Here is a 25,597-nt window from a genome sequence, read left to right on the forward strand (position 1 = left end):
CGGATCACTTGATGACGATCACCCGGTCGGTCAGCTGCAGCGTCTGCGCCTCCTGCTCGGTGTAGTTGATCACCCGGCGGCCGCGGACCACCGCCACCACCAGGTCCTCGCACTCCCGCGGGCTGTGCCCGGCCTCGGCCCGGGTGACCGGGCGCTCGATCACGTCCAGGCCGTTGCCGTAGGTCAGCAGGTCCTCCATGACCTCGCCGGCGTGCGGGCTGAGCATCGACATGCCGAGCAGCCGGCCGGCCGAACTGGAGCTGGTGACCACGACGTCCGCGCCGCTCTGCCGGAGCAGCGGGGCGTTCTCGTCCTCGCGGACGGCGGCGACGATGGTGGCCGCCCTGGTGAGCTGGCGCGCCGTCAGGGTGACCAGTGCGGCGGTGTCGTCCCGCTCCGGCGCGACCACCACCCGGGCGGCGGTGGGCAGTCCGGCACGGATCAGGGTGTCGGTCCGGGTGGCGTCGCCGACCACGCCGACCAGGCCGTGCTGGGCGGCCTGGTCGACCACCTTGCGCTGCGGGTCGACCACCACGATCTCGTCCTTGCGCACTCCCTGGCCGAGCAGCGTGTCGACGGCGCTGCGGCCCTTGGTGCCGTAGCCGATCACGACGGTGTGCTCGCGCACGGTGGACCTCCAGCGGTTCAACCGCCACTGTTGACGGGTGCGTTCGGTGAGCACCTCAAGGGTGGTGCCGACCAGGATGATCAGGAAGACCACCCGGAGCGGCGTGATCACGAAGATGTTGGTGAGGCGGGCACCCTCGCTGTACGGGGTGATGTCGCCGTACCCGGTGGTGGAGAGCGTCACGGTGGCGTAGTACGCCGCGTCGAGGAAGCTCAGCCCGCCGCCGGCGTTGTCGTTGTAGCCGTCGCGGTCCAGCCAGACGACCAACGTGGTGGCCAGCAGCACGGCGAGCGCGATCAGCAGCCGGACGCCGACCTGCCGGACGGCGGGCGCCGACCGCCGGGCCGGCAGCACGATCCCGGCGTCCGCCCAGGGCTCGGTCCCGGGGGTGAGCGGGCCGGGGAACCGCTCGCGCCTGCGTCGGGTGTTCACGGGGCCTCCACCAGTTCGATCAGGTCGCCGGCCGCCGCGCCGCCGGGCGGTACCACCGCCAGTGCGTCGGCCCGGGCCAGACCCCGGAGCATCGCCGGTCCGTCGTACCGGAGCTGGACGATCCCTTGGTCGGTGCGCAGGACCGGGAGCAGCCGGGTGTCCGCCGGGTGCCCGGGCAGGTCGTCGACGGCCGCCGCCCGGACCGGGCGGGCGGTGGAGCGGCCGGCCAGCCCGTGCAGCAGCGGCAGTGCGAGCGTGACCGCCCCCGCCACGGCGGCCAGCGGATTGCCGGGCAGGCCCACCAGGTGGCGACCGCCGGGCAGTTCGGCGAGCAGCATCGGATGGCCGGGGCGCACGGCGACCCCGTCCACCAGCAGCCGGGCGCCGACCTCGGCGAGCGCCCGGTGCAGGTAGTCCACCGGTCCGGCGGCCGTGCCGCCGGTGGTGACCACCACGTCGGCGGTGGAGTGCCGCAGGGCGTCCCGCAGTAGACCGAAGTCGTCCCGGACGGCGCGCGGTTCGCCGGTCGTGGCCCCGGCGGCGCACAGCCACGGCGGCAGCAGCGGGCCGAGCGCGTCCCGGACCAGGCCGGGCCGGGGCAGGCCGGAGCCGAGCAGTTCGTCGCCGAGGACCAGCAGCTCGACCACCGGGCGGCGGCGGACGGTCAGCAGGTCGTGGCCGCAGGCGGCCGCCAGGCCCAGCACGGCCGGACCGACCGGGGTGCCGGCCGGGAGCAGCGGCTCGCCGAGCCGGCACTCCTGGCCGCGCGGGCGGACGTCCTGGCCGGTGGTCAGCGAGCCGGGCGTGCGGTCGTACAGCAACGGGCCGGCCGGCTCGCCGTGCTCCCGGCGGAGTACGGCGGTGGCGCCGGGCGGCAGTTGGGCGCCGGTGGCGATCTCCACGGCGGCGCCGTCGGCGAGCGCCCCGGTGGCCGGCCGACCGGCCAGCTGCCGTCCGGCCACCCGCCAGGGGCCGGGGCCGGCGACCGCCCAGCCGTCCATGGCCGAGGTGTCGAAGGCGGGCAGGTCCGTGAGCGCGGCGAGCGGCTCGGCGAGGGTGTGGCCGAGCGCCCCGGCCAGCGGCAGGCGCAGCGGCGGCAGCGGCGTCCGGCCGGCCCGGCGGGCGGTGTCCCTGGCCCGCGCCCAGCTCGTCGGTCGGGCAGGGGCCGGCGGCTGGTCGAGCACGGCGAGCTCCTCCACCGTGCTCACGTCCGCCCCGGCTCGGCGTCCGCCGCCCACCGCTCGGCGAGTGCGGCGGTCCGCCGGGCCGCCTCGGCGACGGCCTCGGGGCCGCCGCCCTGCCGGGCGGCCGCGTAGCCGATCAGAAAGGCGGTCAGCGGCGCGGCGGGCCGGGCCACCCCGTGGGCGACCACCCGGGCCAGGTCGAGCAGTCCGTGGACGTCGACGTCCAGGTCGATGTCCAGCTCGGCCCGGACCTCGGCGATCCAGTCATCCAGCGTGCGCTCCATGCGCCCATGCTGCCCGATCGGTGGTTTCCCCGGCATGTTTGCCCGGTGAGCGGCGCGCGTCGTTTCGCTCACGCCCAGGCGCCGGCGCACGTGAGCGGGCCGGAGGTGGGGGCCGGGGGTGGGCCGGGCGGCGGGCTAGGCGGTGGGTCCGGTGGTGTCGCGTTCGCGGGCCCGGGCCAGGTCCTCCCAGGTGTCGCAGTCGTACGTGACGTCGTCGGTGTCGGCCAGCCGGAGGGTGCGCAGCCCGCCGGTCAGGCGGCGCAGCGGCAGCCCCGCGGGGTCTCCGGCGGCGGCCAGCGCGGCCCGCAGGGCGGCGGCGCGGTAGGCGGCGGCCAGCGGCTGGTCACGTCCGCCGGCGTCGACCAGGACGGCCGCCTCGGTGTCCGGCGCGGCGGCGTCGAGGGCGGCGGCCAGCCGGTGGACGGTCCGCTCGTCGAGGAACGGCAGGTCGGCGGCGAACAGCAGCACCAGGTCGGCGGTCACCTCGGCCAGGCCGGCGGCCACGGCGGCCACCGGCCCGCCGCCGGGCGGCCGTTCACGGGTCCACCGGACGCCGGGGCGGGCGGTGGACCGGGCCGGGCCGACCACGACGGTGGTGCGGGCTCCGGCGCAGGCCGCGAGCACCCGGTCCAGCAGGGTGGCCTCGCCCACGGTCAGGCCGGGCTTGTCCGCCCCGCCGAGCCGCCGGGCGGCGCCGCCGGCCGGGACGATCACGTCGTACGGGGTCATGCCGCCAGTATCCGCCGGACGGGTCAGGACCCGTCCGACCCGGCCCCCGGCTCCTTCGCAGGCCCGTCCGGCCCGGCGGCGGTCTCCCCCGGCGCGTCCGGCTCCGCGGACTCCTCCGGGCCACCCGGCTCCGTGGTCTCCTCCGGGCCACCCGGCTCCGCAGGTTCCGCCGGCCCTGCCGCCCGCGCCGTGTTGGCGGCGGCGCTCAGCTCCAGCACCGCCGGGAGGGTCAGCTCCCCGTACCGCTCGTTCACCGCCGCGGCCAGCGCCTCCGGGTCGTCCGGGTGCTCGGCCAGCAGACGGTCGAAGTCCTGCAGGTACTCGCCGGTGAAGGCGAGCACCCGGGCCGCCTCGTCGCCCTGCTCCGGCGCTCGGTGCCCGGCGATCACCCGCTCGACCCCGAGGTCGGCGATCCGGCCGAGGTTGCGGGTCCACGCGGTGCGCTGCTCCGGCGTGGTGTCGGCGGTCCAGACGTGGGTGCCGTTGTAGACGAAGTCCCCGGCGATCACGGTGCGGATGCTCGGCACGTGGACCACCGTGGAGCCGTCGCAGTCGCCCTGGCCGAGCAGCAGCACCGGGATCACCTGGCGGTCGAGCATCAGCGGCTGGGGCAGCAGCGGGGCCGGCACCAGCGGGTGGTCCGGGATGTCGTCCCCGAAGACCGGCTTCCACTGGGCGACCTTGGCGGCGGCGGTGCGCAGGATGCCGTCCACCACCGGCGGAGCGGCCAGCAGCTGTGCCTCGGGGAAGAGCCGGAGCACCTCCTCGGCACCGAAGTAGTGGTCCGGGTGGTGGTGGGTGACCACGATGGCGAGCAGCCGGCGGCCCTTGCCGGCGACCCACTCGGCCAGCTCGCGGCCGGCGCTGCGGGTCAGCTGGGCGTCGACCAGGATCGCGGTGCGCTCGCCGAGGATCAGCGTGGAGGTGGCGAAGAAGGCCGACTCGGGGCCGGTGAAGACGGCGGTCTCCAGCGGTCGGACCGGCGGTTCGGCGGCGGCTCCGTCGGCCGCGTCCACCGGGGCCGCCGCGTCCACCGGGGCGGCGTTCTCCTCGGGCGAGGACGACGTCACTGGCTGCTCCCTCTGGTCTGCGGTCCTGTTCGGCGGTCCTGTTCGGCGGTCCGGCCTGCGGTCCGGTCGGCCGGTTGCCCGGTCGGCCGGTTGCCCGGCGCTCCCGCACCTCGGACCCGGCGGGGGCCGGGCCGCGGTCCGGCCTGCGGTACGGCCGGGCGGGTGGCGGGTCGGACGGCCGTCGTCCGGGTCCCCGCGCCCTACAGCATGGGAGTACGGCGCGCCGAAAGCGCGGAAGGCGCGCCCGACGGGGCACGCCTTCCCACTCGCGGTTCCGGGCCCGGCCCGGAACCCGGCCGCTCCGGCCGGCTCAGGCCTTCCGGCCGGTCAGCCGGGCCACCCGGTCGGCGACACCCCAGGAGGTGACCTTCCAGAGCGCCTCGACCACGATGTGCCGGCTCATCTTGGACGCGCCCAGCTCCCGCTCGACGAAGGTGATCGGCACCTCGGCCACCTTGAAGCCGGCCTTCACCGTCCGCCACGCCAGGTCGACCTGGAAGCAGTACCCGGCGGAGGCGACCTCGTCCATGCCCAGGCCCAGCAGGGTCTCCTTGCGGAACGCCCGGTAGCCGCCGGTGACGTCCCGGATCGGCACGCCGAGCATGAGCCGCGAGTAGGTCGAGCCGCCGCGGGAGAGCAGCAGGCGGGACTTCGGCCAGTTCACCACCCGGCCGCCCGGCACCCAGCGCGAGCCCAGCACCAGGTCGGCGCCGCGCAGCGCGGTCAGCAGCCGGTCCAGTTCCTCGGGGCGGTGCGAGCCGTCGGCGTCCATCTCGACCAGCACGTCGTAGCCCTGGTCGATGCCCCAGCGGAAGCCCGCCAGGTAGGCGGCGCCCAGGCCCTCCTTGCCCTTGCGGTGCAGGACGTGGACGTGCGGGTCCTCGGCGGCCAGCTTGTCGGCCAGCTCACCGGTGCCGTCCGGGCTGTTGTCGTCGGCGACCAGGACGTGGACCTCGGGAACGGCGGCGCGGACCCTGCCGACGATCGACTCGACGTTCTCCGCCTCGTTGAAGGTCGGGATGATCACCAGCACCCTGCCGAGATCAGCAAAACTCTGCTGGTTGACGGTCACGTACTAACCTCTCGGCCGGTGGCGGGAAGTGCCAGTCACCGTTGCCCGCACTCATCAGAAGACGCGGTCCCCGGCGGCGTCCCGCCGACCTGGAGACCACTGTGGAAAACACTGGGTCCTGGCATCCTACTACCGCGTCATCGGACTGCCCCGCCGCCCGAGGCACTCCCGGTCGGTACCGGCCGTTTCCCCCGGGGAGGGGCCGGTCGGCTAGGGTCGATGCCCGGCCTTTGCCCGGATCGCCCGCCCGTCCGGGGACCGCCGCCCGGCGGCAGGGACCCGTCAGCCACTGCAGCAAAGGAGCAGGACCGCGCCCATGGACAAGCTCGTCAACACCGTCCGCCCGTACGCCTGGGGATCGGTCACCGCACTCCCCGAGCTGCTCGGACAGGAGCCGACCGGCGAACCGCAGGCCGAGCTCTGGATGGGCGCCCACCCCGGCGACCCCTCCCGGGCCGACCGGGGCGACGGGCCGCGCCGGCTGGACGAGCTGATCGCCGCCGACCCGGAACGCGAGCTGGGCGCCGCCTCGGTGGCCAGGTTCGGGCCCACGCTGCCGTTCCTGCTCAAGGTGCTCGCGCCCGGCATCCCGATCTCCATCCAGGCCCACCCCTCGCTCGACCAGGCGCGGGCCGGGTACGCCGCCGAGAACGCCCGGGGCATCCCGCTGGACGCCCCGCACCGGAACTACCGCGACGACAACCACAAGCCCGAACTCATCTGCGCGCTCGGTGACTTCGACGGCCTCTGCGGCTTCCGCCGGCCCGCCGGGGCGGCCGCGCTGCTGGCCGGGCTGCGGGTGCCCGCGCTGGAGCCGCTGATCGCCCTGCTGGGGGCCGGCGACGAGGCCGAGGCGCTCAGCCGTGCCCTGGCCGCCGCCCTCGACCTGGACGGTCCGGCCGCCGGGGCCGCGGTCCGGGACACCGCCGAGGCGGTCGACAAGGCCGCCGCCGAGGACCCGGACGGCCCGTACGCCCCGTACACCCGGATCACCCGCGACTTCCCGGGGGACCGCGGGCTGATCGCCGGCCTGCTGCTCAACCACGTCCGGCTCCGGGCCGGTCAGGCGCTCTACCTCGGCGCCGGTGTGCCGCACGCCTACCTGCACGGCGTCTGCGTGGAACTGCAGGCCAACTCGGACAACGTGCTGCGGGCGGGGCTCACCCCCAAGCACATCGACGTGCCGGAGCTGCTCGAAGTGGTGGAGTTCGCCGCCTGCTCGCCGGCGCCGCTGCTGCCGGTACCGGTCGACGGGACGCCCGGCGAGGAGCTCTACCCCGTGCCGATCGACGAGTTCCGGCTCTCCCGGTTCGCCCTGGACGGCCGTGACCGGGAGGTGGACGGCCGGGCCCCGCAGATCCTGCTCTGCACCGCCGGGACCGCCCGGCTCACCGCCGCCGACGGCACCGCCCTGGACCTCGCCCGCGGCGAGTCCGCCTTCCTGCCGGCCACCGGCACCACCACCCGCCTCACCGGCACCGGCGCCACCGTCTTCCGCGCGACCGTCACGCTCTGACGCCGGCGGGCCCGGGCGGCGTCCGCCCCGGCCCGTCCGGGTCCGCCCCTTCCGGGTCTGCCCCTCCCCCGTGCGACGGCTCCGGCCGTCAGTCCCGGGTCATGTCGACGAAGCGGGAGTAGTGGCCCTGGAAGGCCACGGTGATGGTGGCGGTGGGGCCGTTTCGGTGCTTGGCGACGATCAGGTCGGCCTCGCCCGCCCGCGGTGACTCCTTCTCGTAGGCGTCCTCGCGGTGGAGCAGGATGACCATGTCGGCGTCCTGCTCGATCGAGCCGGACTCACGCAGGTCGGAGACCATCGGCCGCTTGTCGGTGCGCTGCTCGGGGCCACGGTTCAGCTGGGAGAGCGCGATCACCGGCACCTCCAGCTCCTTGGCCAGCAGCTTGAGGTTTCGCGACATGTCGGAGACCTCCTGCTGGCGGTTCTCGGCCCGGCGGGAGCCGCCGGACTGCATCAGCTGGAGGTAGTCGATGACGACGAGCTTGATGTCGTTGCGCTGCTTGAGCCGGCGGCACTTCGCGCGGATCTCCATCATCGACAGGTTCGGCGAGTCGTCGATGAAGAGCGGTGCCTCGCTGACGTCCGGCATCCGGCGGGCGACCCGGGTCCAGTCGTCGTCGGTCATGGACCCGGAGCGCATGTGGTGCAGCGCCACCCGGGCCTCCGCGGAGAGCAGGCGCATGGCGATCTCGTTGCGGCCCATTTCGAGCGAGAAGATCACGCTCGGCAGCTTGTGCTGGATCGAGCAGGCCCGGGCGAAGTCCAGCGCCAGGGTGGACTTTCCCATGGCGGGACGCGCCGCGATGACGATCATCTGACCGGGGTGCAGGCCGTTGGTCAGGGCGTCGAAGTCGGCGAAGCCGGTCGGGACGCCGGACATCTGGCCGTTGCGGGAGCCGATCGACTCGATCTCGTCGAGGGCGCCCTCCATGATGTCGGCGAGCGGTGCGTAGTCCTCGTTGGTGCGCTGCTCGGTGACGGCGTAGATCTCCGCCTGGGCCGCGTTGACGATCTCGTCGACGTCGCCCTCGGCGGCGTAGCCCATGCCGGCGATCCGGGTGCCGGCCTCGACCAGCCGGCGCAGCACCGCGCGCTCGTGGACGATCTGGGCGTAGTACTCGGCGTTGGCCGCGGTGGGGACGGAGTTGACCAGGGTGTGCAGGTAGCCCGGGCCGCCGACCCGCTGGAGCTCGCCGCGCTTGGTCAGCTCGCCGGCCACGGTGATCGGGTCGGCCGGCTCGCCGCGGGCGTAGAGGTCGAGGATGGCGCCGTGGACCAGCTCGTGCGCGGGCCGGTAGTAGTCGGCCGGCTTGAGCACCTCGACCACGTCGGCGATGGCGTCCTTGGACAGCAGCATGCCGCCGAGGACGGACTGCTCGGCGGCGAGGTCCTGCGGGGGGACGCGTTCGAAGCCGTCGAGGCCGCCCTCGGCGCGCTCCTCCTCGCCGCCCTGGCGCCGCTTGCCGCCGCCGTCCCGCTGGAAGCCCCCGGAACCCCCGGAGCCTCCGGAAGCGCCCTTGCCGCCCTTCTGGAAGCCGCCCCCGGAACCGCCCCCCGAGCCGCCCTGGCCCGCTCCGCCGCCGCGTCCGCGCGAGACCGGCAGCCGGTCGCCGGGGCCGTCCGGGAACGGGGCGTCGGCGAAGGCGCCGACCGGGAACGGGTCGTCTGCGGTCTGCCAGTCGTCCTCGGGCGGCGGGGCGTCGTGGTCGTCGTACTGGGGGCCGGTCACGCGTGTTCCCCGATCAGCGAGTGGTGCGAGTTGGAGCGGTCCTTGCCGGTGGCCGGCTGCGGCGGAGCCTCGTTCCGCGCCACCGCATTTCTACGCCACCGCACCGACAAATCGGACGCCGGAGCGGGTGGGAGTGTCGGGCGGAGGGCCCACGCTAAGGTGCCGGGAGCCCTTCAGCCAAGGCGGTTATCCACAGGGGGTGTGGACGAGCGGCCCACGACTGTGGAGAAGTACCGCAAACCTGTGGACGCCCCTGTGGAAAGCCCTGTGGATAACCAGACCATCGATCCACCGTCAACCCGCTGACCTGCAATTCCCTCGTCCCGGGGCTGTGCATGAGAAATACTTCACACACAGCCGGGTGGCGGTGGCCACAGACGTCGGCGAGCCGGTCGCTCACACTTCCGAGTAAGCGACGAAATGCCCTGGCGCCTGTTACCTGTGGATGAGTAGCCTGGACCCCATGACCCTCCTCACGGACCGCCGCCGGCACGACCGGGAAATCCTCGCCCTGGCCGTCCCGGCCTTCGGCGCCCTGGTCGCCGAGCCGCTCTTCCTGATGGCCGACTCGGCCGTCGTGGGCCACCTCGGCACCGCGCAGCTGGCCGGTGTCGGCGTGGCCTCGGCCGCGCTCACCACCGCCACCGGGGTCTTCGTCTTCCTCGCCTACGCCACCACCGCCGCGGTCGCCCGCCGGATCGGCGCCGGGGACCGCCGGGCCGCCGTCCAGCAGGGCATCGACGGCATCTGGCTCGCCCTGGCCCTGTCGGCCGGAGTGGTCGTCCTGACCCTGCTCCTCGCCCCCTGGGCGGCCGGGGTGCTGGGCGCCTCGCCGACGGCCGCCCCGTACGCCGTGACCTACCTGCGGATCAGTGCGCTGGGCATACCGGCGGTCCTGATGGTGATGGCGGCCACCGGTGTGCTGCGCGGTCTCCAGGACACCCGGACGCCGCTGGTGGTGGCGGTCGCCGGCTTCACCGCCAACCTCGGCCTGAACGCCGGGCTGGTGTACGGCGCCGGACTCGGCGTGGCCGGTTCGGCCTGGGGCACCGTCCTGGCACAGACCGGGATGGCCGGCGCCTACCTGTACGTGGTGGTGCGCGGTGCCCGCCGCGAGCAGGCCTCGCTGCGGCCGGACGCGGCCGGGATCCGGGCGAGCGCGAAGGCCGGCGGCCCGCTGATGGTCCGCACCCTGAGCCTGCGCGCCATCCTGATGATCGCCACCGCGGTGGCCGCCGGGCTGGGCGACGACCGGATGGCGGCGCACCAGATCGCCATGACGGTCTTCCTCTTCATCGCCTTCGCGCTGGACGCGATCGCGATCGCGGGCCAGGCCATCATCGGCCGCTACCTGGGTGCCGGGGACGTCCCGGGGGCCAGGGCCGCCACCCGGCGGATGATCGAGTGGGGCGTCGGTGCCGGTGTGCTGCTGGGCCTGCTGGTGGTGGTCGCCCGGCCGCTGTACGTCCCGCTCTTCACCCCGGACCCGGCGGTCCAGGCCCAGCTGAACACCGTCCTGCTGCTGCTCGCGCTCTGCCAGCCGGTCTCCGGGCTGGTCTTCGTCCTGGACGGGGTGCTGATGGGCGCCGGGGACGGCCCGTACCTGGCCTGGGCGATGCTCGCCACCCTCGCGGTGTTCGCGCCGGCCGCCCTCGCGGTGCCCGCGAGCGGCACCGGCCTGGCCGGGCTCTGGTGGGCGATGAACCTCTTCATGCTGGTCCGCGGCGGCTTCCTGGTCCGCCGGGCGCTGGGCGGCCGGTGGCTGGTCACCGGGGCGGTCCGGAGCTGAGGCCCGGACCGGCGGTCCCGCCCGGGAACGACCGAGGGCCGGCCTCCCCGCACGGGGGAGGCCGGCCCTCGGGCCACTGCTACGGCGCTTCAGCTACCGGGTTCAGGCAGCCACGACGGCGACGTCGAGGTTGGCCTGGACGTCGGAGTGCAGCTTGACCGAGACCTTGTGGGTGCCCACGGTCTTGATCGGCGAGGAGATCGCGACGGCGCGCTTGTCCACGGCCGGGCCGCCGGCGGCCTTGATGGCCTCGACGACGTCGGCCTGGGTCACCGAGCCGAACAGACGGCCGGCCTCGCCGGAGCGAACGGCCAGCTTGACCTGGACGCCCTCGAGCTTGCCCTTGACCTCGTTGGCAGCCTCAAGGGTCTGGATCTCGTGGATCTTGCGGGCGCGACGGATCGCGTCCACGTCCTTCTGGCCGCCCTTGGTCCAGCGGATGGCGAAGCCACGCGGGACCAGGTAGTTGCGGGCGTAGCCGTCCTTGACCTCGACGACCTCGCCGGCGGAGCCGAGACCCGGCACCTCGTGCGTGAGGATGATCTTCATTACTTGGTCACCCTCTCTTAGCGCGCGGTGCTGGTGTAGGGCAGCAGCGCCATCTCACGGCTGTTCTTCACGGCCGTGGCGACGTCACGCTGGTGCTGGGTGCAGTTGCCGGTGACCCGGCGGGCACGGATCTTGCCACGGTCGGAGATGAACTTCCGCAGCAGGTTCGTGTCCTTGTAGTCAACGTAGTTGACCTTGTCCTTGCAGAAGACGCAAACCTTCTTCTTCGGCTTGCGAGCAGGCGGCTTCGCCATTGTGCGCTCCATTTGGGGTTCACGGCCGGGCGGGCGTCCGAGGACGCCGGCGGCCCGTCCGCACGAAATCTGTCAGCTCTTAGAACGGGGGCTCTTCCGAGAAGCCGCCACCGGCCGGGGCACCCCAACCGCCGCCGCCACCCTGGTTGCTGTTGCCACCGGATGAGGGGGTGCTGGAAGCCCACGGGTCGTCGGAGGGACCGGACTGGCCACCGGAGTTGCCACCCCAGTTGCCGCCCTGCTGTCCGCCGCTGCCGCCGCCCCAGTTGCCACCGCTCTGGCCGCCGCCCTGCGGGCCGCCGCCGAAGCCGCCGCCGCCGGGAGCACCGGACCGGTTGGCCCGGGTGACCTTCGCGGTCGCCGAGCGCAGGCTCGGACCGACCTCGTCGACCTCAACCTCGAAGACCGTCCGCTTCTCGCCTTCCTTGGTCTCGTAAGACCGCTGGCGCAGTCGGCCCTGCACGATGACGCGCATGCCGCGCTGCAGCGACTCGGCCACGTTCTCCGCCGGCTGCCGCCAGACGTTGCACGTGAGGAAGAGGCTCTCGCCGTCCTTCCACTCGTTCGTCTGACGGTCGAAGGTGCGGGGGGTGGACGCGATACGGAACTTCGCGACCGCCGCACCCGACGGGGTGAAGCGCAGCTCGGGGTCGTCGACGAGATTGCCGACGAGGGTGATGACGGTCTCGCCTGCCATGGTGGTGATGACCTCTCGGGAAGATGTCCGTTCACCGCTGTTTCACGTGAAACAACGGTCGCGAGCTACCCGAGACCCGAAGGCCTCAGAGGTGGCTCAGTGGGTGTCCGGGCGCAGGACCTTGGTCCGCAGAACCGACTCGCTCAGGCCAAGCTGGCGGTCGAGCTCCTTGACGACCTCAGGCGTGGCCTGGAGGTCGATGACCGAGTAGATGCCCTCGGACTGCTTGTTGATCTCGTAAGCCAGACGGCGGCGACCCCAGGTGTCGACCTTCTCGACCTTGCCACCGCCGTTGCGGACGACAGCGAGGAAGCTCTCGATCAGGGGGGAGACAGCGCGCTCCTCGACCGACGGGTCGAGGATGACCATCAGCTCGTAGTGACGCATGAGTAACCCACCTCCTTTGGACTCAGCGGCCACGGTCTTTCCGTGGCAGGAGGGTTGTGCAGCGTCGGCACCGGAGCAGTGTCGACTCCGGCCCACCGTAGCGGCCGGGTCCGACAGCCTGACTCCGCTCACCCGGAAGAGGGCAGAGGAAGGCACAACTACACCAGTGCAGACGGCACAGCCTACCTGCACCCGGACGGCCGAACAAAACGCATAGGGGTTGTGAGACCGGTCCAACCGCCGCAATCTGGACGGAACGGGTTTCCTGCCCGTTCGTCTCCTCGCCAGGAGGTGGGACTCATGGCCCAGACCATCCACCGGATGCCCCCTCTCACCCTGAACACCGACGGCCACCCGCACCCGCGGGAGAACGCCCTGGTGGGCGTCACGGCCGTCCTCGGCGTCATCGCCTTCGTCACCTCGTTCTTCCACAACCTGCACCTGCTGACCTCGTGGACCGGCCTGTTCGGGATCGCCGCGGGCCTGCTGGGGGTGTTCCTCTCCGTGACCACCGCGGAGCGGTTCATCCTCATGATCACGCTCGGCGCCTCGGCGATCGGCTTCTACCTCGGAATGGCGCGCGGAGGCCTGTGGGGTTAGCCACCCCGCGCAAGGAACCCCCGGCGCCCCCCTCGCGTACCTACCTAGGACAGGCCGGTGCGCGACGGGGGCGTCGCCGCGCCCGCAGCCCCGGGGGGCCCGGACGATAAGGTCACCCCGAGATACCGGGGCCCACTGCAGCCCGACCGACGAGGAGCACCGAGCATGAGCCTGCGCCTGAGGACGATCACCCGCGAGGAGCACCTCGCCTTCATCAGGAGCCGCGCCTCGGCCAGCCACATGCAGGTGCCGTCCTGGGGCGATGTGAAGGCCGAGTGGCGCACCGAGTCGATCGGCTGGTTCGACCAGACCAACCAGATCGTCGGCGCCGGGCTGGTGCTCTACCGCCAGCTGCCCAAGGTCAAGCGGTACCTGGCCTACCTGCCCGAGGGCCCGGTGATCGACTGGTTCGACCGCGACCTCGACCGCTGGCTGCAGCCGATGCTGGCGCACCTGAAGTCGCAGGGCGCGTTCTCGGTGAAGATGGGCCCGCCGGTGGTCATCCGCCGCTGGAACGCGCCGACCATCAAGGAGGCCATCGCCGCCAAGCAGGCCAAGCGCCTGCGCGACGTCGAGGCCGACTGGTACGAGCCCCGCGCCTTCGAGGTGGCCGACCGGCTGCGCAAGGCCGGCTGGCTCCAGGGCGAGGACGGCGGCGCCGGCTTCGGCGACGTCCAGCCGCGCTACGTCTTCCAGGTCCCGCTGGCCAACCGCTCGCTGGACGACATCCAGAAGGGCTTCAACCAGCTCTGGCGCCGGAACATCAAGAAGGCCGAGAAGAGCGGCGTCGAGGTGATCCAGGGCGGCTACGACGAGCTGCCGATCTTCCACCAGCTGTACCTGGTGACCGCCGAGCGCGACCGGTTCACCCCGCGCCCGCTGTCCTACTTCCAGCGGATGTGGAAGGCCCTCACCGCCGAGGACCCGAACCGGATGCGGCTCTACATCGCCTACCACGAGGGCGAGCCGCTGGCCGCGACCACGATGCTGGTGGTCGGCGAGCACGTCTGGTACTCCTACGGCGCCTCCGCCAACCACAAGCGCGAGGTCAAGCCGTCCAACGCGATCCAGTGGCGGATGATGCGCGACTCGTACGCGCTCGGCGGCGGGGTGTACGACCTCCGCGGCATCTCCGACACGCTGGACGAGAACGACCACCTGTTCGGCCTGATCCAGTTCAAGGTCGGCACCGGCGGCCAGGCCGCCGAGTACCTCGGCGAGTGGGACTACCCGCTCAACAAGCTGCTGCACAAGGCGCTCGACCTGTACATGTCGCGCCGCTGAGCAACAGCGCCGTAGCCGCCGAGCCGCCCGTGCCCCACACCCTCTGGGAGATGACCCGATGACGCTGTCGCTCTACCTCGACACCGAACGCTGGCGTACCCACCAGCGCTCCGTCCTGGCCGAGTTCCCCGGCCTGGTGCCGGTGGCGAAGGGCAACGGCTACGGGCTGGGCAACCACCGCCTGGCCGAGGAGGCCACCCTGCTGGGCACCGGCATGCTGGCGGTCGGCACCGCCTACGAGGCGGCCGACGCGGCCGACTGGTACGGCGGCGAGCTGCTGGTGCTCACCCCGTACCGGGTCGGCGAGGAGGCCCTGCCGCTGCCGCACGCCCGGGTGATCCGGACGGTGGCCAGCCTCGACGGGGTGCGCGCGCTGCACGGCGCCCGGGTGGTCGTGGAGTGCATGACCACCATGCGCCGGCACGGCGTCTCGGCGGCCGACCTCCCGGCGGTCGCCGCCGAACTGGACGGCGTCTCCTTCGAGGGCCTCGCGCTGCACCTGCCGATGGACCGGCCGGACGGCTCCAGCCCGGTCGAGGAGGTCGCGTACTGGGTGGACACCGCCCGGGCCGCCGGGGTTCCGGTGCACACCGTCTTCGTCAGCCACCTCGGTGCGGCGGGCCTGGAGCAGCTGGCCGGGCGCTACCCGGACACCGTGTTCCGGGCCCGGATCGGCACCCGGCTCTGGCTCGGCGACCACGGCGCGCTGGAGGTCCGGGCGACGGTGCTGGACGTCACCCCCGTCGCCAAGGGCGACCGCTACGGCTACCGCCAGCACCCGGCGCCGGCCGACGGCCACCTGCTGGTGGTCGCCGGCGGCACCGCGCACGGCATCGGGCTGGAGGCGCCCAAGTACGTGCAGGGCATGTCCTCGCGGGCCAAGGGCATCGCCCGGGCCGGCCTGGCGACCGTCAACAAGACCAAGTCGCCGTACAACTGGACCGGCAAGCAGCTCTGGTTCGCCGAGCCGCCGCACATGCAGGTCTCGCTGCTCCTCCTGGACGGCGAGACCAAGCCGCCGGCGGTCGGCGACGAGCTCGGTCTCCAGGTGCGGCACACCACCACGCACTTCGACCGCGTGGTGGACCGCTGACCGGTCGCCGCCGGCCGGCCCCGGAGTGCCGCCGGCGACCGGCCGCCGGCGGCCGTCAGGACTTCTCGGCCGGCTCCTGGGCACGGGCGGGCGGCTCGATGAGCCACCCCTCGGAGCCGGCCGGCGCGTACCCGGCGTAGCTCGCCTCCTCGCGCAGCTGCCGGGCGGCGCCGAGCACGAAGACGTCCGGGGCCTGGTCGAGCACCCCGCCGGAGGGGTCGTCGCTGCCGTCCCAGCGCACCGGGTCGCGGTCCGGCAGCAGGATGTCCCGGATCACCACGCCGACCAGGTAGAGCGTGCCGAGCAGGTGCAGCACGATCGCGAAGTGGTACCAGGACTCGCCGATCCCGTGCTGCTTGGGCCCGGTGACGAAGCCCAGGTGGGACCAGATGCCCAGGGTGTAGAGCACCTCGCAGGCCTGCCAGATCAGGAAGTCCCGCCAGCGCGGCCGGGCCAGCACCGCGAGCGGCAGCAGCCAGAGCACGTACTGCGGCGAGTACACCTTGTTGAACACCACGAACGCGGCCACCACCAGGAAGGCCAGCTGGACGACCCGCGGGCGGCGGGGCGCCGAGAGGCCGAGCCACGCTATCCCCGCACAGCTCAGCACCATCAGGATCGCGATGAAGGTGTCGAGGTTCTCCAGCCCGACGCCGCGGGTCTGCATCAGGATCAGCCAGAGCGAGCCGTAGTCCTCGTTGCGGTGCTTGCTGAAGACGTAGAAGGTCGACCAGCCCTGCCAGTTGGCCATCATGATCGGCAGGTTGACCAGCACCCACGCGCCGACCGCGCCGCCCAGCAGCCCGCGCAGGTCGCGCCACCGGCCGGCCCGCCAGCAGAGCACCAGCAGCGGGCCCAGCAGCAGGAGCGGATAGAGCTTGGCGGCGGTGGCCAGGCCGATGAACACCCCGGCCAGGACCGGCCGCGAGCCGGCCCACCAGGCCAGGGCGACGGCGGCCAGCGCGACCGCCAGCAGGTCCCAGTTGACGGTGGCGTTGAGCAGCAGGACGGGCGCCAGCGCGAACATCAGGGCGTCCCAGGGGCGGCGCCGGTGGGTGCGGGAGAGCGCCACCACGGCGACCACCGCGCAGGCCATCAGCAGGCCCGCGTTGATCACCCAGAACCACCGCTCCTGGTCCTGGAGCGTGCCGCCGCCGGGCGTCAGCCAGGCCGAGATCTGCATGAACAGACCGGTCAGCACCGGGTATTCGAGGAACTGCAGATCCCCGGTGGTGCCCGGGATCCGGTCCACGTAGGGGTGCAGTCCGGCCGCGAAGCCCCGCCCGGAGAACAGGTGCGGGACGTCGCTGTAGCAGGCGTGCACGTACTGCGGCGAACCCGGCTGGAACCAGGCCGCGTTGTAGCAGGGCAGCTTCTGCGCCATGCCGAGCACCGAGACCACGATGACCACCAGCGCGAGGAAGCGTGCCGGGACCCACCAGGAGACGCCGAGCAGCGCGCGCTTCCCGGGCGGGCCGCCGATCACCTCGCTGCCGGCCGCCGCCACCGGGTCCTCGTCCGCCGGCACGACCACGGTGTTGGTCACGACCTGGTCGACCCCGGTCACCGGTACCTCGGGGGCAGGCCCGGCGGCGTCGGGGAGCCCGGTCTGGCCGACGGATTCGTCATGAGCGCTGGACGTCATGGCGGACATCCTGCCGCACCTCTCCCGCCCGGACGAGGAGGCCCCCGCCACGGCCCCGCCACCGGGCCGCCGGGGCGTGACGAATCGCGCCGAATACGGCGAAACGGCGGTGGCGGCCCTCCGAGGAGGACCGCCACCGCCGCTTCACCGTTTCCGTGTCCGCATCCGATGACCTGTCCGCGGTCCGGTTCCGTCCCGGCCGCGCTACGGCACGAGCGCGTTGCCGCTCGGCGGCGCCGACGGCGAGGTCGGCGGTTTGGTCGACGGCTTGGGAGTCGTCCCGCCGGTGGCACCGCCGGCACCGCCGCCCGGGTCGGTGGTCGGGCTCGGCCCCGGCACCGTCGGCGTGGTGCAGCCGATGTTGCCGATGATGCAGGTCGGCGAGACGCCGCCGCCGCCGGTGTTGCCACCGTTGCCGTTGCCGCCGGTGTTGCCACCGCCTCCGTTGCCGCCGCCGGTGTTGCCGCCGCCGGTGGTCGCCGGGCTGCTCCTGGTCGGGACCGGGGGTACCGGCACCGTCCCCGGGCAGTCCACGCCGGGGACGCAGACCGGGCCCTGGGTGACCGGGGGCTGGGTCGGCTGCTGGGCGTTCGGGTCCGGCGGCACGGTCGGCATGGTCTCGGTCGTGGTGGGCGTCGGCGTGGCGCTCGCCGTGCTCGGCGCACCGGAGGAGTCGACCTGGGAGCCGACCGGCTGCGGTGTCGGGAAGTCCAGCTTCTTCTCGTTGGCCAGCGCCGCCTTCATGTACCGCGTGAAGACGTCGGTCGGGGTGTCACCACCGTGCACCGAGTCCTTGCCGCCGGTGCCGTTCAGCGAGAGCCGCTCGTGCTGGGTCGGGTCCTCGCGCCACATCGCCACGCTGGTGGACAGCTGCGGGGTGTAGCCGACCCACCAGGCCGACTTGTTCTGGTCGGTGGTACCGGTCTTGCCGGCCACCGGGCGGCCCAGCGCGTTGGAGTTCTTGCCGGTACCGTTCTTCGCCACGTTCACCAGCACGTCGGTGACGTTGTCGGCGACGGCCGGCTCCAGCGCCTGCTTGGGCTCGTGCTTGCCGCCGAAGCCGGGGCGCTCCTTGCCGTCCACCAGGACCTTGGTCACCGAGTACGGGTCCGCCTGCTTCCCGCTGGCGGCCAGGGTCGCGTAGGCGTCGGCCATCCGGATCGGGCTGATGGTGGAGACACCGAGCGGGAAGGTCGTGGTGTTGGCCTCGGCGGCGAGGTTCTCCTTGCGGACGCCCATCGCCTCGGCGACGGCGGCCACGTTCTGCCCGCCGACGTCCTGGTTCAGCTGGACGAAGGGCACGTTCCACGACCACTGCATCGCGAGCCGCAGGGAGACGTAGCCGCGCTTGCCCTTCTCCTCGTTCTTCTGCCGGTACGGCTTGCCCTTGTCGTCGAGCACCAGCGAGCCGTCCGCCTTGCGGATCTCCGAGAGGTCGTCGGACAGGTAGCGGCTGTCGGCGTTGATCCGCTTCGGCTTGCCCTTGTCGTCGGTCTGGGTCAGCACACCGCTCTGCATGGCGGCCGCCAGCACGAAGGGCTTGAAGGTCGAGCCGACCTGGACGCCCTGGGCGTCGGCGTTGTTGTCGTGGTGCCCGTTCTCCACGCCGTCGCCGCCGTAGATGGCGACGAGCGCGCCGTCACCGGGGCGGATGCTCGCCGCGCCGAACTGGACGAAGTTGTCGTTGTCGGGGCGCTTCTGCGGGTTCAGCGTCTCGGCCCTGACGTCGTCCACGGCCTTCTTGAGGGCTTCGACCTTGTCCTTCTCGAAGGTCGTGTAGATCTTGAAGCCGCCCTTCTCGATCGCCCGCTGGTCGATCGTCGGGTCCTTGACCATGACGAACTTGTTGGCGGTCTCGACCAGGTAGCTGATCTGGCCGTTCATGTTGGCCGGCGGCACCTGCTTGATCGGGTCCGGGAAGGCCGTGCACTTGGCCCGCTCCTCGGCGGTGGCGTTCTTGGTCTCCACCATCCGGTCCAGGATCCACTTCCAGCGCTCCTCGGCGCGCGGGCGGTTCGCCTTGATCGTCGGGTCGTAGTACGCGGCGCCCTTGAGCAGCCCGGCCAGCATCGCGCTCTGGCAGAGGTTCAGGTCCTTGGCGTTGACGCCGTAGTAGGCCTGGGCCCCCGCCTGCGCACCGGTCGCACCGCGGCCGAACCAGCTGGTGTTGAGGTAACCCTTGAGGATCTCCTCCTTGGACTGGTCCTGATTGATCTTCAGCGTGATGAAGAACTCCCTGACCTTGCGGGAGAGGGTCTGCTCCTGCGTCAGGTAGGCGTTCTTGACGTACTGCTGGGTGATCGTGGACGCGCCCTGCGTCTCGCCGCCCTTGGCCATGTTGATGACGGCGCGCGTCATACCCTTGGGGTCGATGCCGCTGTCGGTGCGGAAGGTCTCGTTCTCCGCCGCGATGACCGCGTTCTGCAGGGTGGGCGAGATGTCCGCGAGCTCGACGATCTGGCGGTTGGTCTCGCCCTTGCGGACCATCTCGGTGCCGTCGGCCCAGTAGTAGATGTTGTTCTGGTCGTTCACCAGGGCGTTGAGCGGCGGGATCTTCGTCGACTGGTAGACGAAGTAGATACCGCCGACGCCGGTGGCGAAGACGAGCAGGAACGCACTGAGCCAGAGCCGCCAGGACGGCAGCCAGCGGCGGAAGCCCTGCTTGCCGAAACGGGGGTAGTCGATGAACCGTTTCTTGCCGGGTGCACCGCCGGAGGCGCCGGGTCCACCGACGGCACCCGGGCCGCCGGGACCGCCGGGACCGCCCGCGGCAGCGCCGGTACCGGCCGCACCGCCGCGCCGGCCACCCTTCTGGGACGCCTTGCGCATCTCGGCACGGGTCATCCGGGGCTGCTGGGCGGTCTCCCGCATGCCGGGCGGGCGCCGGCGGCCGAGGCCCTCCGAGGCGACCTCGTCGCTCCCCGCTCCGTCCGGGCGTCCGCTGTCGCCGCCCGGAGGCTGCCCGCCGCCACCAGGCGACCTCCGCCGTCGTTCACTCATGTTCCAGGTACTCCTCGCCAGGCCGGTCGAGCCTGAAGGCAGGGTTCACGTCCGATGCCCGCAACCGCCCTAACCCCGGAGGTGGTCCTCGTGCACACGCGACAGCGTACGCAGCACTGAATCCGAACTAATCGGGCATCAATCCCCAATACCCATAAAACGACTGCAGATCATTACACGGCCGTTGCCAAGGACACCCGCGCGCCGCCTTGTGATCACATTCACGCGCGCCCCCCTTGCCCGTTCGGGGACCCAGGTTTACTGTTCTCGATATATCGAGCCGATACATCGGAGCGGCATACCGCCGGACACGGCGGGTCGCGGACCAGGCGAGGAAGGGAGGACGACGGCAGTGGGCAGGCGCTCAGGAGTGCTGGAGTTCGCCGTTCTCGGCCTGCTCCACGACGCCCCGATGCACGGGTACGAGCTGCGCAAGCGGCTCAACGTCCTGCTCGGCTCGTTCCGCGCCTTCTCCTACGGGACCCTCTACCCCTGCCTGAAGAGCCTGGTGGCTCAGGGCTTCCTGGTCGAGGACAACCCGGAGGTCGAGTACGTCCCGGCCACCGCGCTCAACGGCAAGCGGTCCAAGATCGTCTACCGGCTCTCCCCCGAGGGCAAGGAGCGCTTCGAGGAGCTGCTCGCCGACTCCGGCCCGGACGCCTGGGAGGACGAGCACTTCGGTGTGCACTTCGCCTTCTTCGGCCAGACCGACCGGGCCGTGCGGATGCGCGTCCTGGAGGGCCGCCGCAGTCGGCTGGAGGAGCGCCTGGAGCGGATGCGTAACTCACTGGCCCGCGCCCGCGAGCGGTTCGACGACTACACCGTCGAGCTTCAGCGGCACGGACTGGAGTCGGTGGAGCGTGAGGTCCGCTGGCTCAACGAGCTGATCGAGACCGAGCGGGCCAACCGCACCGGCCGGACCGGACCGTCCACCGACGGGACCGGCCCCGCAGTAACCAAGACTTCGGACGGCCGTGGCCAGGAGGACGGGTCCTCGGACCCTCCCGGGCCACCGTACGACCGCCCGGGGCGCTCCGAGCAGGAGCGCTGACACCGCGTCAGCCCTGTGCCGCACGCGGCAGGAGTGGGCGCCTCGCGCCCATCAGCAGTCATCGAAGAAGCAGGACGAGCACCGCCGATCTTCGGCGGCGCTCATGAGATCACAGGGAGCAACCGGAAATGGGTTCGGTTCGCGTAGCCATCGTGGGCGTCGGCAACTGCGCCGCGTCGCTGGTGCAGGGTGTCGAGTACTACAAGGACGCCGACCCGGCCGGCAAGGTCCCCGGGCTGATGCACGTCCAGTTCGGCGAGTACCACGTCCGTGACGTGGAGTTCGTCGCCGCCTTCGACGTCGACGCCAAGAAGGTCGGGTTCGACCTGGCCGACGCCATCGGCAGCAGTGAGAACAACACCATCAAGATCTGCGACGTGCCGCCGACCGGCGTCACCGTCCAGCGCGGCCACACCCTCGACGGCCTGGGTAAGTACTACCGGGAGACCATCGAGGAGTCCGACGAGGCCCCGGTCGACGTCGTCCAGATCCTCAAGGACCGCCAGGTCGACGTCCTCGTCTGCTACCTGCCCGTCGGTTCCGAGGCGGCGGCGAAGTTCTACGCCCAGTGCGCCATCGACGCCAAGGTCGCCTTCGTGAACGCCCTCCCGGTGTTCATCGCCGGCACCAAGGAGTGGGCGGACAAGTTCACCGAGGCCGGCGTGCCGATCGTCGGTGACGACATCAAGTCCCAGGTCGGCGCGACCATCACGCACCGCGTGATGGCCAAGCTGTTCGAGGACCGGGGCGTCATCCTCGAGCGCACCATGCAGCTGAACGTCGGCGGCAACATGGACTTCAAGAACATGCTCGAGCGCGAGCGCCTGGAGTCCAAGAAGATCTCCAAGACGCAGGCCGTCACCTCGCAGATCCGCGACCGCGAGCTGGGCGCCCGCAACGTCCACATCGGTCCCTCGGACTACGTGGCCTGGCTGGACGACCGCAAGTGGGCGTACGTCCGCCTGGAGGGTCGCGCCTTCGGCGACGTCCCGCTGAACCTGGAGTACAAGCTGGAGGTCTGGGACTCCCCGAACTCCGCCGGTGTCATCATCGACGCCGTCCGCGCCGCGAAGATCGCCAAGGACCGCGGCATCGGCGGCCCGATCCTCTCGGCCTCCTCGTACTTCATGAAGTCCCCGCCGGTCCAGTACTTCGACGACGAGGCCAAGGACAACGTCGAGAAGTTCATCCGCGGCGAGGTCGAGCGCTGATCACCGCGGGATCCGCGGCCGTCGGGCACTGAACCGACGGCTCGCCCGCACGGAAACGGGCCCACGGTCAACCACCGTGGGCCCGTTCACCTTTTCCCGGCTCATGTTTCACGTGAAACACCGACCGGTTCCATGGCACCCTGGGCAGGTGGCGATCACGGAGAACGGCAGCACCCACCAGACCGCGCACCGCGCCACCCTCCTCGACCTGCTCCGCGGCCGCGACTTCCGCCGGCTGCTGACCGCCCGTGTCCTCTCCCAGCTCTCCGACGGCGTCTTCCAGGTCTCGCTCGCCGCCTACGTGGTCTTCTCGCCGGAGAAGCAGTCCTCCCCCGCCGACATCGCCTCGGTGCTGGCCGTGATGCTGCTGCCGTTCTCGGTGATCGGCCCGTTCGCCGGCGTGCTGCTGGACCGCTGGCGCCGCCGACAGGTCCTGTACGTCGGCAACCTGGCCCGGTTCGGGCTCGGCCTGGTCACCGGCGCCCTGCTGCTGGCCCAGGCGCCGACCTGGCTGTTCTTCGCCTCCGCCCTGCTGGTGACCGCACTCAACCGGTTCATCCTGGCCGGCCTCTCCGCCGCGCTGCCCCGGGTGGTGAGCCAGGAGCAGCTGGTCACCGCCAACGCCCTCTCCCCCACCCTGGGCACGGTCGCCGCGGCCTGCGGCGGCGGAGTGGGCTTCCTGCTCCACCAGGTGATGCCCCCCGGATCGCGGGCCGACGCGGCCCTGGTCTGCGTCGCCGCGCTGCTCTACCTCTCGGCGGCGGTGGCGGCGCTCCGGATGGACAAGGACCTGCTCGGCCCCGAGAGCCACCCCGGCCGTCCGGCGCTGGGCCGGGCCCTGGCCCAGGCCGCCCGCGAGCTGCGCGCGGCCGTCACCCACCTGGTGCGGGACTGCCGCCCGGCGGCGCACGCGCTGGCGGCGGTCACCGCGGCCCGGTTCTGCTACGGCGTCCTGATCGTCGTCGTGGTGATGCTCGCCCGCTACACCTTCAACGACCCGGCGGACAGCACGGCCGGGCTGGTCACCCTGGGCCAGGCGGTCGGTCTCTCCGCCGCCGGGTTCTTCGTCGCGGCGGTGATCAGCCCGTGGTGCACCCGCCGGCTCGGGCTGGCGGGCTGGATGACGCTCTGCCTGGCGGCCCCGGTGGTCTTCGTGCCCGCGCTGGGCCTGCACTTCTCCCTGGTGCCCTGCCTGATCGCCGCGCTGCTGCTCGGCGTGGTCACCCAGGGCACCAAGATCTGCGCCGACACCGTCGTCCAGGAGTCGGTCGAGGACGAGTACCGCGGCCGGGTCTTCGCCATCTACGACGTGCTCTTCAACGTCGCCTTCGTGGCCGCCGCACTGGTCACCGCCCTGGTGCTGCCGCTCTCCGGCCGCTCGGTCACCGTCGTCCTGGGGGTGTCCGCGGTGTACGCGCTGGCCGCCGTCCTCTACCTGCGCACGGCCCGGCGAACCGGCCCCCTCCCCGGTGACCAGGCGTCCTGAGCACCGCCGCCCCCTGCGGCCGGGCGCCGTCGGCGCGAGTCGCTAAGGTACGTCAGATCTGTCGCAGCGACAGCACTCTGCCTCGGGGGACAATCTGATGAGCACACCGCCCGGCCCGTACGGGCCACCGCAGCAGTACGGCCATCCGCCGGCGCCGCAGCCCTACGGCGCCCCGGCTCCCCCGCCGTACGGGCAGCCCCAGCCGGTGGCCGCCGGCTACGGTGCCCCGCCGCCCGGCTACGGCTACCCGGCCGCCCCGCAGCCGGCTCCGCCCGCGCCCCCGTACCCGCAGGGCGGCTACCCGCCCGGGCCGCAGGACCGTGCGCCGTACCAGCAGCCCCCGCAGGGGCAGCCGTACCCCCAGGCCCAGCCGTACCCGCAGGCCCCCTACGGCCAGGCGCCGCAGCACGGCTACCCGCCGGCCGCTCCGCCCGGCGAGCCGGCCCGCAAGGGCCGCGGCAAGGCCCGGCTGAAGGCGGTCGGCGTGGTGCTGGGCGTGATCGCACTGATCATCGGCTACTTCGTCACCGGCCCGAGCGCCAGCAGCGCCAAGGCCGGCGACTGCGTCAAGGCGAGCGGCTCCCGCGACGTGTCCGTGGTCAAGTGCACCGACGCCAAGGCGAACTACAAGGTGCTGGCCAAGTTCGAGTCCACCACCGACACCACCAGGTGCCGGGAGACCGTCGGCACCACCAGCACCGTCTCGGGCAAGAGCGGTCGCCGCTGGAACAAGAAGCGGTACGTGCTCTGCCTCGGCCCGCTCGCCGGCACCCCGCCGGTCAAGAAGTCCTGACCGCTCGCCACCTCAGACCATTCCGGGGGATCCCGATGTCCGTTCCGCCCCAGATGCCGTACGGCGCACCGCCGCCCGCCGACGGTTCCAACCCGTACGCCGGCAACCCCTACGCCGGGCAGCAGGCCCCGCCGCCGGGCACCCCGCCCCCGCCCGGCTACGGCTACCCCGCGCCGCCGCCCCCGGCCGCCGGCTACGGCTACCCGGGCGCCCAGGGCCCGCAGCCCGGTCCCGCCTACGGGTACGCGCCGCAGGGCGGCCCGGTCTGCCGGTTCTGCGGCGGCTTCCCGGCCGTCGACACCACCGTCCGGGGCCACCAGGGCATCATCATCGTGATGCGGTTCCTGAAGCAGCCGGGACCGTTCTGCCGCACCTGCGGCACCGCGGTGGTCCGCGACATGTCCGCCCGCACCCTGGTGCAGGGCTGGTGGAGCTATCTCTCCGGGATCTTCACGGTGGTCACGCTGCTGCGGAACCTGGCGGCCCACAACAAGATCAAGGACCTGCCGCCGCCGGTACCCGGCACCCACGGCCCGCAGCTCGACCCGGGCGTCCCGCTGACCAAGCGGCCGCACATGCTGATGCTGCTGCTGCCGGTGCTCTCGATCGGCACCCTGATCGTCCTGACGGCCACCGGGGCGTTCCTCGGCAGCCGGCACGACCGCGACCGGTACGACTACCCCCCGCTGACGCTGCCCTCGCCGACGGCGGTGGTCATCCCGACCCCGACGTTCCCGCCGTCCTTCTCGCTGCCGCCCGCCCCGGCCCCGACCGTGACGCTGCCGACGCCCACCGCGCCGGCCACCTCCAAGGTCGCGAGCGACATCGACTACGCCAAGGCCGGCGACTGCCTGCGCAACGAGAACGGCACCTCGGCCACCCACGACTCCAACCCGCGGATCACCATGCTCCCGTGCACCGACACGCGGGCCCAGTACAAGGTGCTGAAGAAGGTCTACGCCACCAGCGACGGTGACAAGGCCTGCGAGAACGTCACCGGGTCCGACAGCACCTACACCCGCGAGTCCACCTCGTCCGCGCTCAGCTTCGTCCTCTGCCTGAAGAAGCTCTGACCCCCGGGTACCGAGGTGGGGGTGGCCCGGAACCTTCCGGG

General features: G+C 72.4%; 21 protein-coding genes and 2 pseudogenes. 10 read left to right on the forward strand and 13 right to left on the reverse strand.

Annotation, left to right across the window (positions count from 1 at the left end; translation table 11 throughout):
- Positions 1–4: 4 nt before the first annotated feature.
- The 6 genes and pseudogenes from ACFWIC_RS28040 to ACFWIC_RS28065 form a co-directional block, all read right to left on the reverse strand.
- Complete coding sequence (locus ACFWIC_RS28040; protein ID WP_380355173.1) at positions 5–1,060, reverse strand: potassium channel family protein; 1,056 nt, start codon at positions 1,058–1,060, stop codon at positions 5–7.
- Complete coding sequence (locus ACFWIC_RS28045; protein WP_329948372.1) at positions 1,057–2,268, reverse strand: molybdopterin molybdotransferase MoeA; 1,212 nt, start codon at positions 2,266–2,268, stop codon at positions 1,057–1,059. Before ACFWIC_RS28045 ends, ACFWIC_RS28040 begins: the two co-directional genes overlap by 4 nt.
- A pseudogene (locus ACFWIC_RS28050) lies at positions 2,265–2,516 on the reverse strand (DUF6457 domain-containing protein); the annotation flags it as partial. The pseudogene ACFWIC_RS28050 and the gene ACFWIC_RS28045, both read right to left, overlap by 4 nt.
- Before the next feature lie 171 nt (positions 2,517–2,687).
- Positions 2,688–3,257 (reverse strand): annotated as a pseudogene (locus tag ACFWIC_RS28055) (molybdenum cofactor guanylyltransferase); the annotation flags it as partial.
- A gap of 23 nt (positions 3,258–3,280) precedes the next feature.
- Positions 3,281–4,327, reverse strand: coding sequence for an MBL fold metallo-hydrolase (locus tag ACFWIC_RS28060; RefSeq protein ID WP_380355178.1), 1,047 nt, complete (start codon positions 4,325–4,327; stop codon positions 3,281–3,283).
- A gap of 310 nt (positions 4,328–4,637) precedes the next feature.
- Positions 4,638–5,399 (reverse strand): polyprenol monophosphomannose synthase, encoded by a 762-nt coding sequence (locus ACFWIC_RS28065; RefSeq protein ID WP_329884835.1) that lies wholly within the window; start codon positions 5,397–5,399, stop codon positions 4,638–4,640.
- Positions 5,400–5,715: 316 nt separating this feature from the next.
- Here ACFWIC_RS28065 and manA point away from each other — a divergent pair, with 316 nt between their 5' ends.
- Positions 5,716–6,915 (forward strand): mannose-6-phosphate isomerase, class I, encoded by a 1,200-nt coding sequence (gene manA, locus ACFWIC_RS28070; protein ID WP_329948374.1) that lies wholly within the window; start codon positions 5,716–5,718, stop codon positions 6,913–6,915.
- An 88-nt stretch (positions 6,916–7,003) separates the two neighbouring features.
- Here manA and dnaB read toward each other — a convergent pair whose 3' ends face one another.
- Entirely contained in the window at positions 7,004–8,644 is a 1,641-nt protein-coding gene (gene dnaB / locus ACFWIC_RS28075; RefSeq protein WP_380520305.1) for a replicative DNA helicase, read from the reverse strand.
- A gap of 463 nt (positions 8,645–9,107) precedes the next feature.
- Here dnaB and ACFWIC_RS28080 point away from each other — a divergent pair, with 463 nt between their 5' ends.
- The gene (locus ACFWIC_RS28080; protein ID WP_329948375.1) at positions 9,108–10,433 is read left to right on the forward strand and encodes an MATE family efflux transporter; all 1,326 of its coding nucleotides are present in this window, start codon (positions 9,108–9,110) and stop codon (positions 10,431–10,433) included.
- 102 nt (positions 10,434–10,535) lie between these two features.
- Here the strand turns inward: ACFWIC_RS28080 and rplI are convergent, their stop codons facing one another.
- From rplI to rpsF, 4 genes are all read right to left on the reverse strand, one after another.
- Positions 10,536–10,982: a 50S ribosomal protein L9 gene (rplI, locus tag ACFWIC_RS28085; RefSeq protein WP_329884832.1), complete on the reverse strand. Its 447-nt coding sequence runs from the start codon at positions 10,980–10,982 to the stop codon at positions 10,536–10,538.
- A gap of 17 nt (positions 10,983–10,999) precedes the next feature.
- The gene (gene rpsR / locus ACFWIC_RS28090; RefSeq protein ID WP_030304537.1) at positions 11,000–11,236 is read right to left on the reverse strand and encodes a 30S ribosomal protein S18; all 237 of its coding nucleotides are present in this window, start codon (positions 11,234–11,236) and stop codon (positions 11,000–11,002) included.
- A 79-nt stretch (positions 11,237–11,315) separates the two neighbouring features.
- Positions 11,316–11,933: a single-stranded DNA-binding protein gene (locus ACFWIC_RS28095; RefSeq protein WP_329884830.1), complete on the reverse strand. Its 618-nt coding sequence runs from the start codon at positions 11,931–11,933 to the stop codon at positions 11,316–11,318.
- A 96-nt stretch (positions 11,934–12,029) separates the two neighbouring features.
- Entirely contained in the window at positions 12,030–12,320 is a 291-nt protein-coding gene (gene rpsF / locus ACFWIC_RS28100) for a 30S ribosomal protein S6 (protein ID WP_329884829.1), read from the reverse strand.
- 300 nt (positions 12,321–12,620) lie between these two features.
- Between rpsF and ACFWIC_RS28105 the strand changes: the two genes are divergently transcribed.
- The 3 genes from ACFWIC_RS28105 to ACFWIC_RS28115 all read left to right on the forward strand — a co-directional run bounded on the left by ACFWIC_RS28105 (position 12,621) and on the right by ACFWIC_RS28115 (position 15,297).
- On the forward strand, positions 12,621–12,920 hold the full coding sequence (locus ACFWIC_RS28105) for a hypothetical protein (RefSeq protein WP_329884828.1): 300 nt from the start codon (positions 12,621–12,623) through the stop codon (positions 12,918–12,920).
- Positions 12,921–13,085: 165 nt separating this feature from the next.
- A complete protein-coding gene (locus ACFWIC_RS28110; protein WP_329884827.1) occupies positions 13,086–14,204 on the forward strand; it encodes a peptidoglycan bridge formation glycyltransferase FemA/FemB family protein in 1,119 nt (372 codons plus the stop codon).
- A 58-nt stretch (positions 14,205–14,262) separates the two neighbouring features.
- Complete coding sequence (locus ACFWIC_RS28115) at positions 14,263–15,297, forward strand: alanine racemase (protein WP_329884826.1); 1,035 nt, start codon at positions 14,263–14,265, stop codon at positions 15,295–15,297.
- A gap of 55 nt (positions 15,298–15,352) precedes the next feature.
- On the opposite strand, the gene ACFWIC_RS28120 is transcribed toward ACFWIC_RS28115, so the two are convergent.
- Together ACFWIC_RS28120 and ACFWIC_RS28125 are read right to left on the reverse strand one after the other, a co-directional pair.
- Positions 15,353–16,942, reverse strand: a complete 1,590-nt coding sequence (locus ACFWIC_RS28120; RefSeq protein WP_329948377.1) for a glycosyltransferase 87 family protein — start codon at positions 16,940–16,942, stop codon at positions 15,353–15,355.
- Between the two features lie 204 nt (positions 16,943–17,146).
- Positions 17,147–19,942 (reverse strand): transglycosylase domain-containing protein, encoded by a 2,796-nt coding sequence (locus ACFWIC_RS28125; protein ID WP_380520306.1) that lies wholly within the window; start codon positions 19,940–19,942, stop codon positions 17,147–17,149.
- 352 nt (positions 19,943–20,294) lie between these two features.
- Here ACFWIC_RS28125 and ACFWIC_RS28130 point away from each other — a divergent pair, with 352 nt between their 5' ends.
- The 5 genes from ACFWIC_RS28130 (at position 20,295) to ACFWIC_RS28150 (ending at position 25,556) form a co-directional block, all read left to right on the forward strand.
- The gene (locus ACFWIC_RS28130) at positions 20,295–20,993 is read left to right on the forward strand and encodes a PadR family transcriptional regulator (protein WP_329884823.1); all 699 of its coding nucleotides are present in this window, start codon (positions 20,295–20,297) and stop codon (positions 20,991–20,993) included.
- A gap of 128 nt (positions 20,994–21,121) precedes the next feature.
- Positions 21,122–22,204 (forward strand): inositol-3-phosphate synthase, encoded by a 1,083-nt coding sequence (locus tag ACFWIC_RS28135; RefSeq protein ID WP_329948379.1) that lies wholly within the window; start codon positions 21,122–21,124, stop codon positions 22,202–22,204.
- 148 nt (positions 22,205–22,352) lie between these two features.
- A complete protein-coding gene (locus ACFWIC_RS28140; RefSeq protein WP_329948380.1) occupies positions 22,353–23,690 on the forward strand; it encodes an MFS transporter in 1,338 nt (445 codons plus the stop codon).
- Positions 23,691–23,787: 97 nt separating this feature from the next.
- Positions 23,788–24,483 carry a hypothetical protein gene (locus ACFWIC_RS28145; protein ID WP_329948381.1) on the forward strand — a complete coding sequence of 232 codons (696 nt, stop codon included), beginning with the start codon at positions 23,788–23,790 and terminating at the stop codon, positions 24,481–24,483.
- A 35-nt stretch (positions 24,484–24,518) separates the two neighbouring features.
- Entirely contained in the window at positions 24,519–25,556 is a 1,038-nt protein-coding gene (locus tag ACFWIC_RS28150) for a hypothetical protein (RefSeq protein ID WP_380362633.1), read from the forward strand.
- Positions 25,557–25,597 lie beyond the last annotated feature (41 nt).

The organism is Kitasatospora sp. NPDC127035 (assembly GCF_042726075.1).
Taxonomy (GTDB): Bacteria; Actinomycetota; Actinomycetes; order Streptomycetales; family Streptomycetaceae; genus Kitasatospora.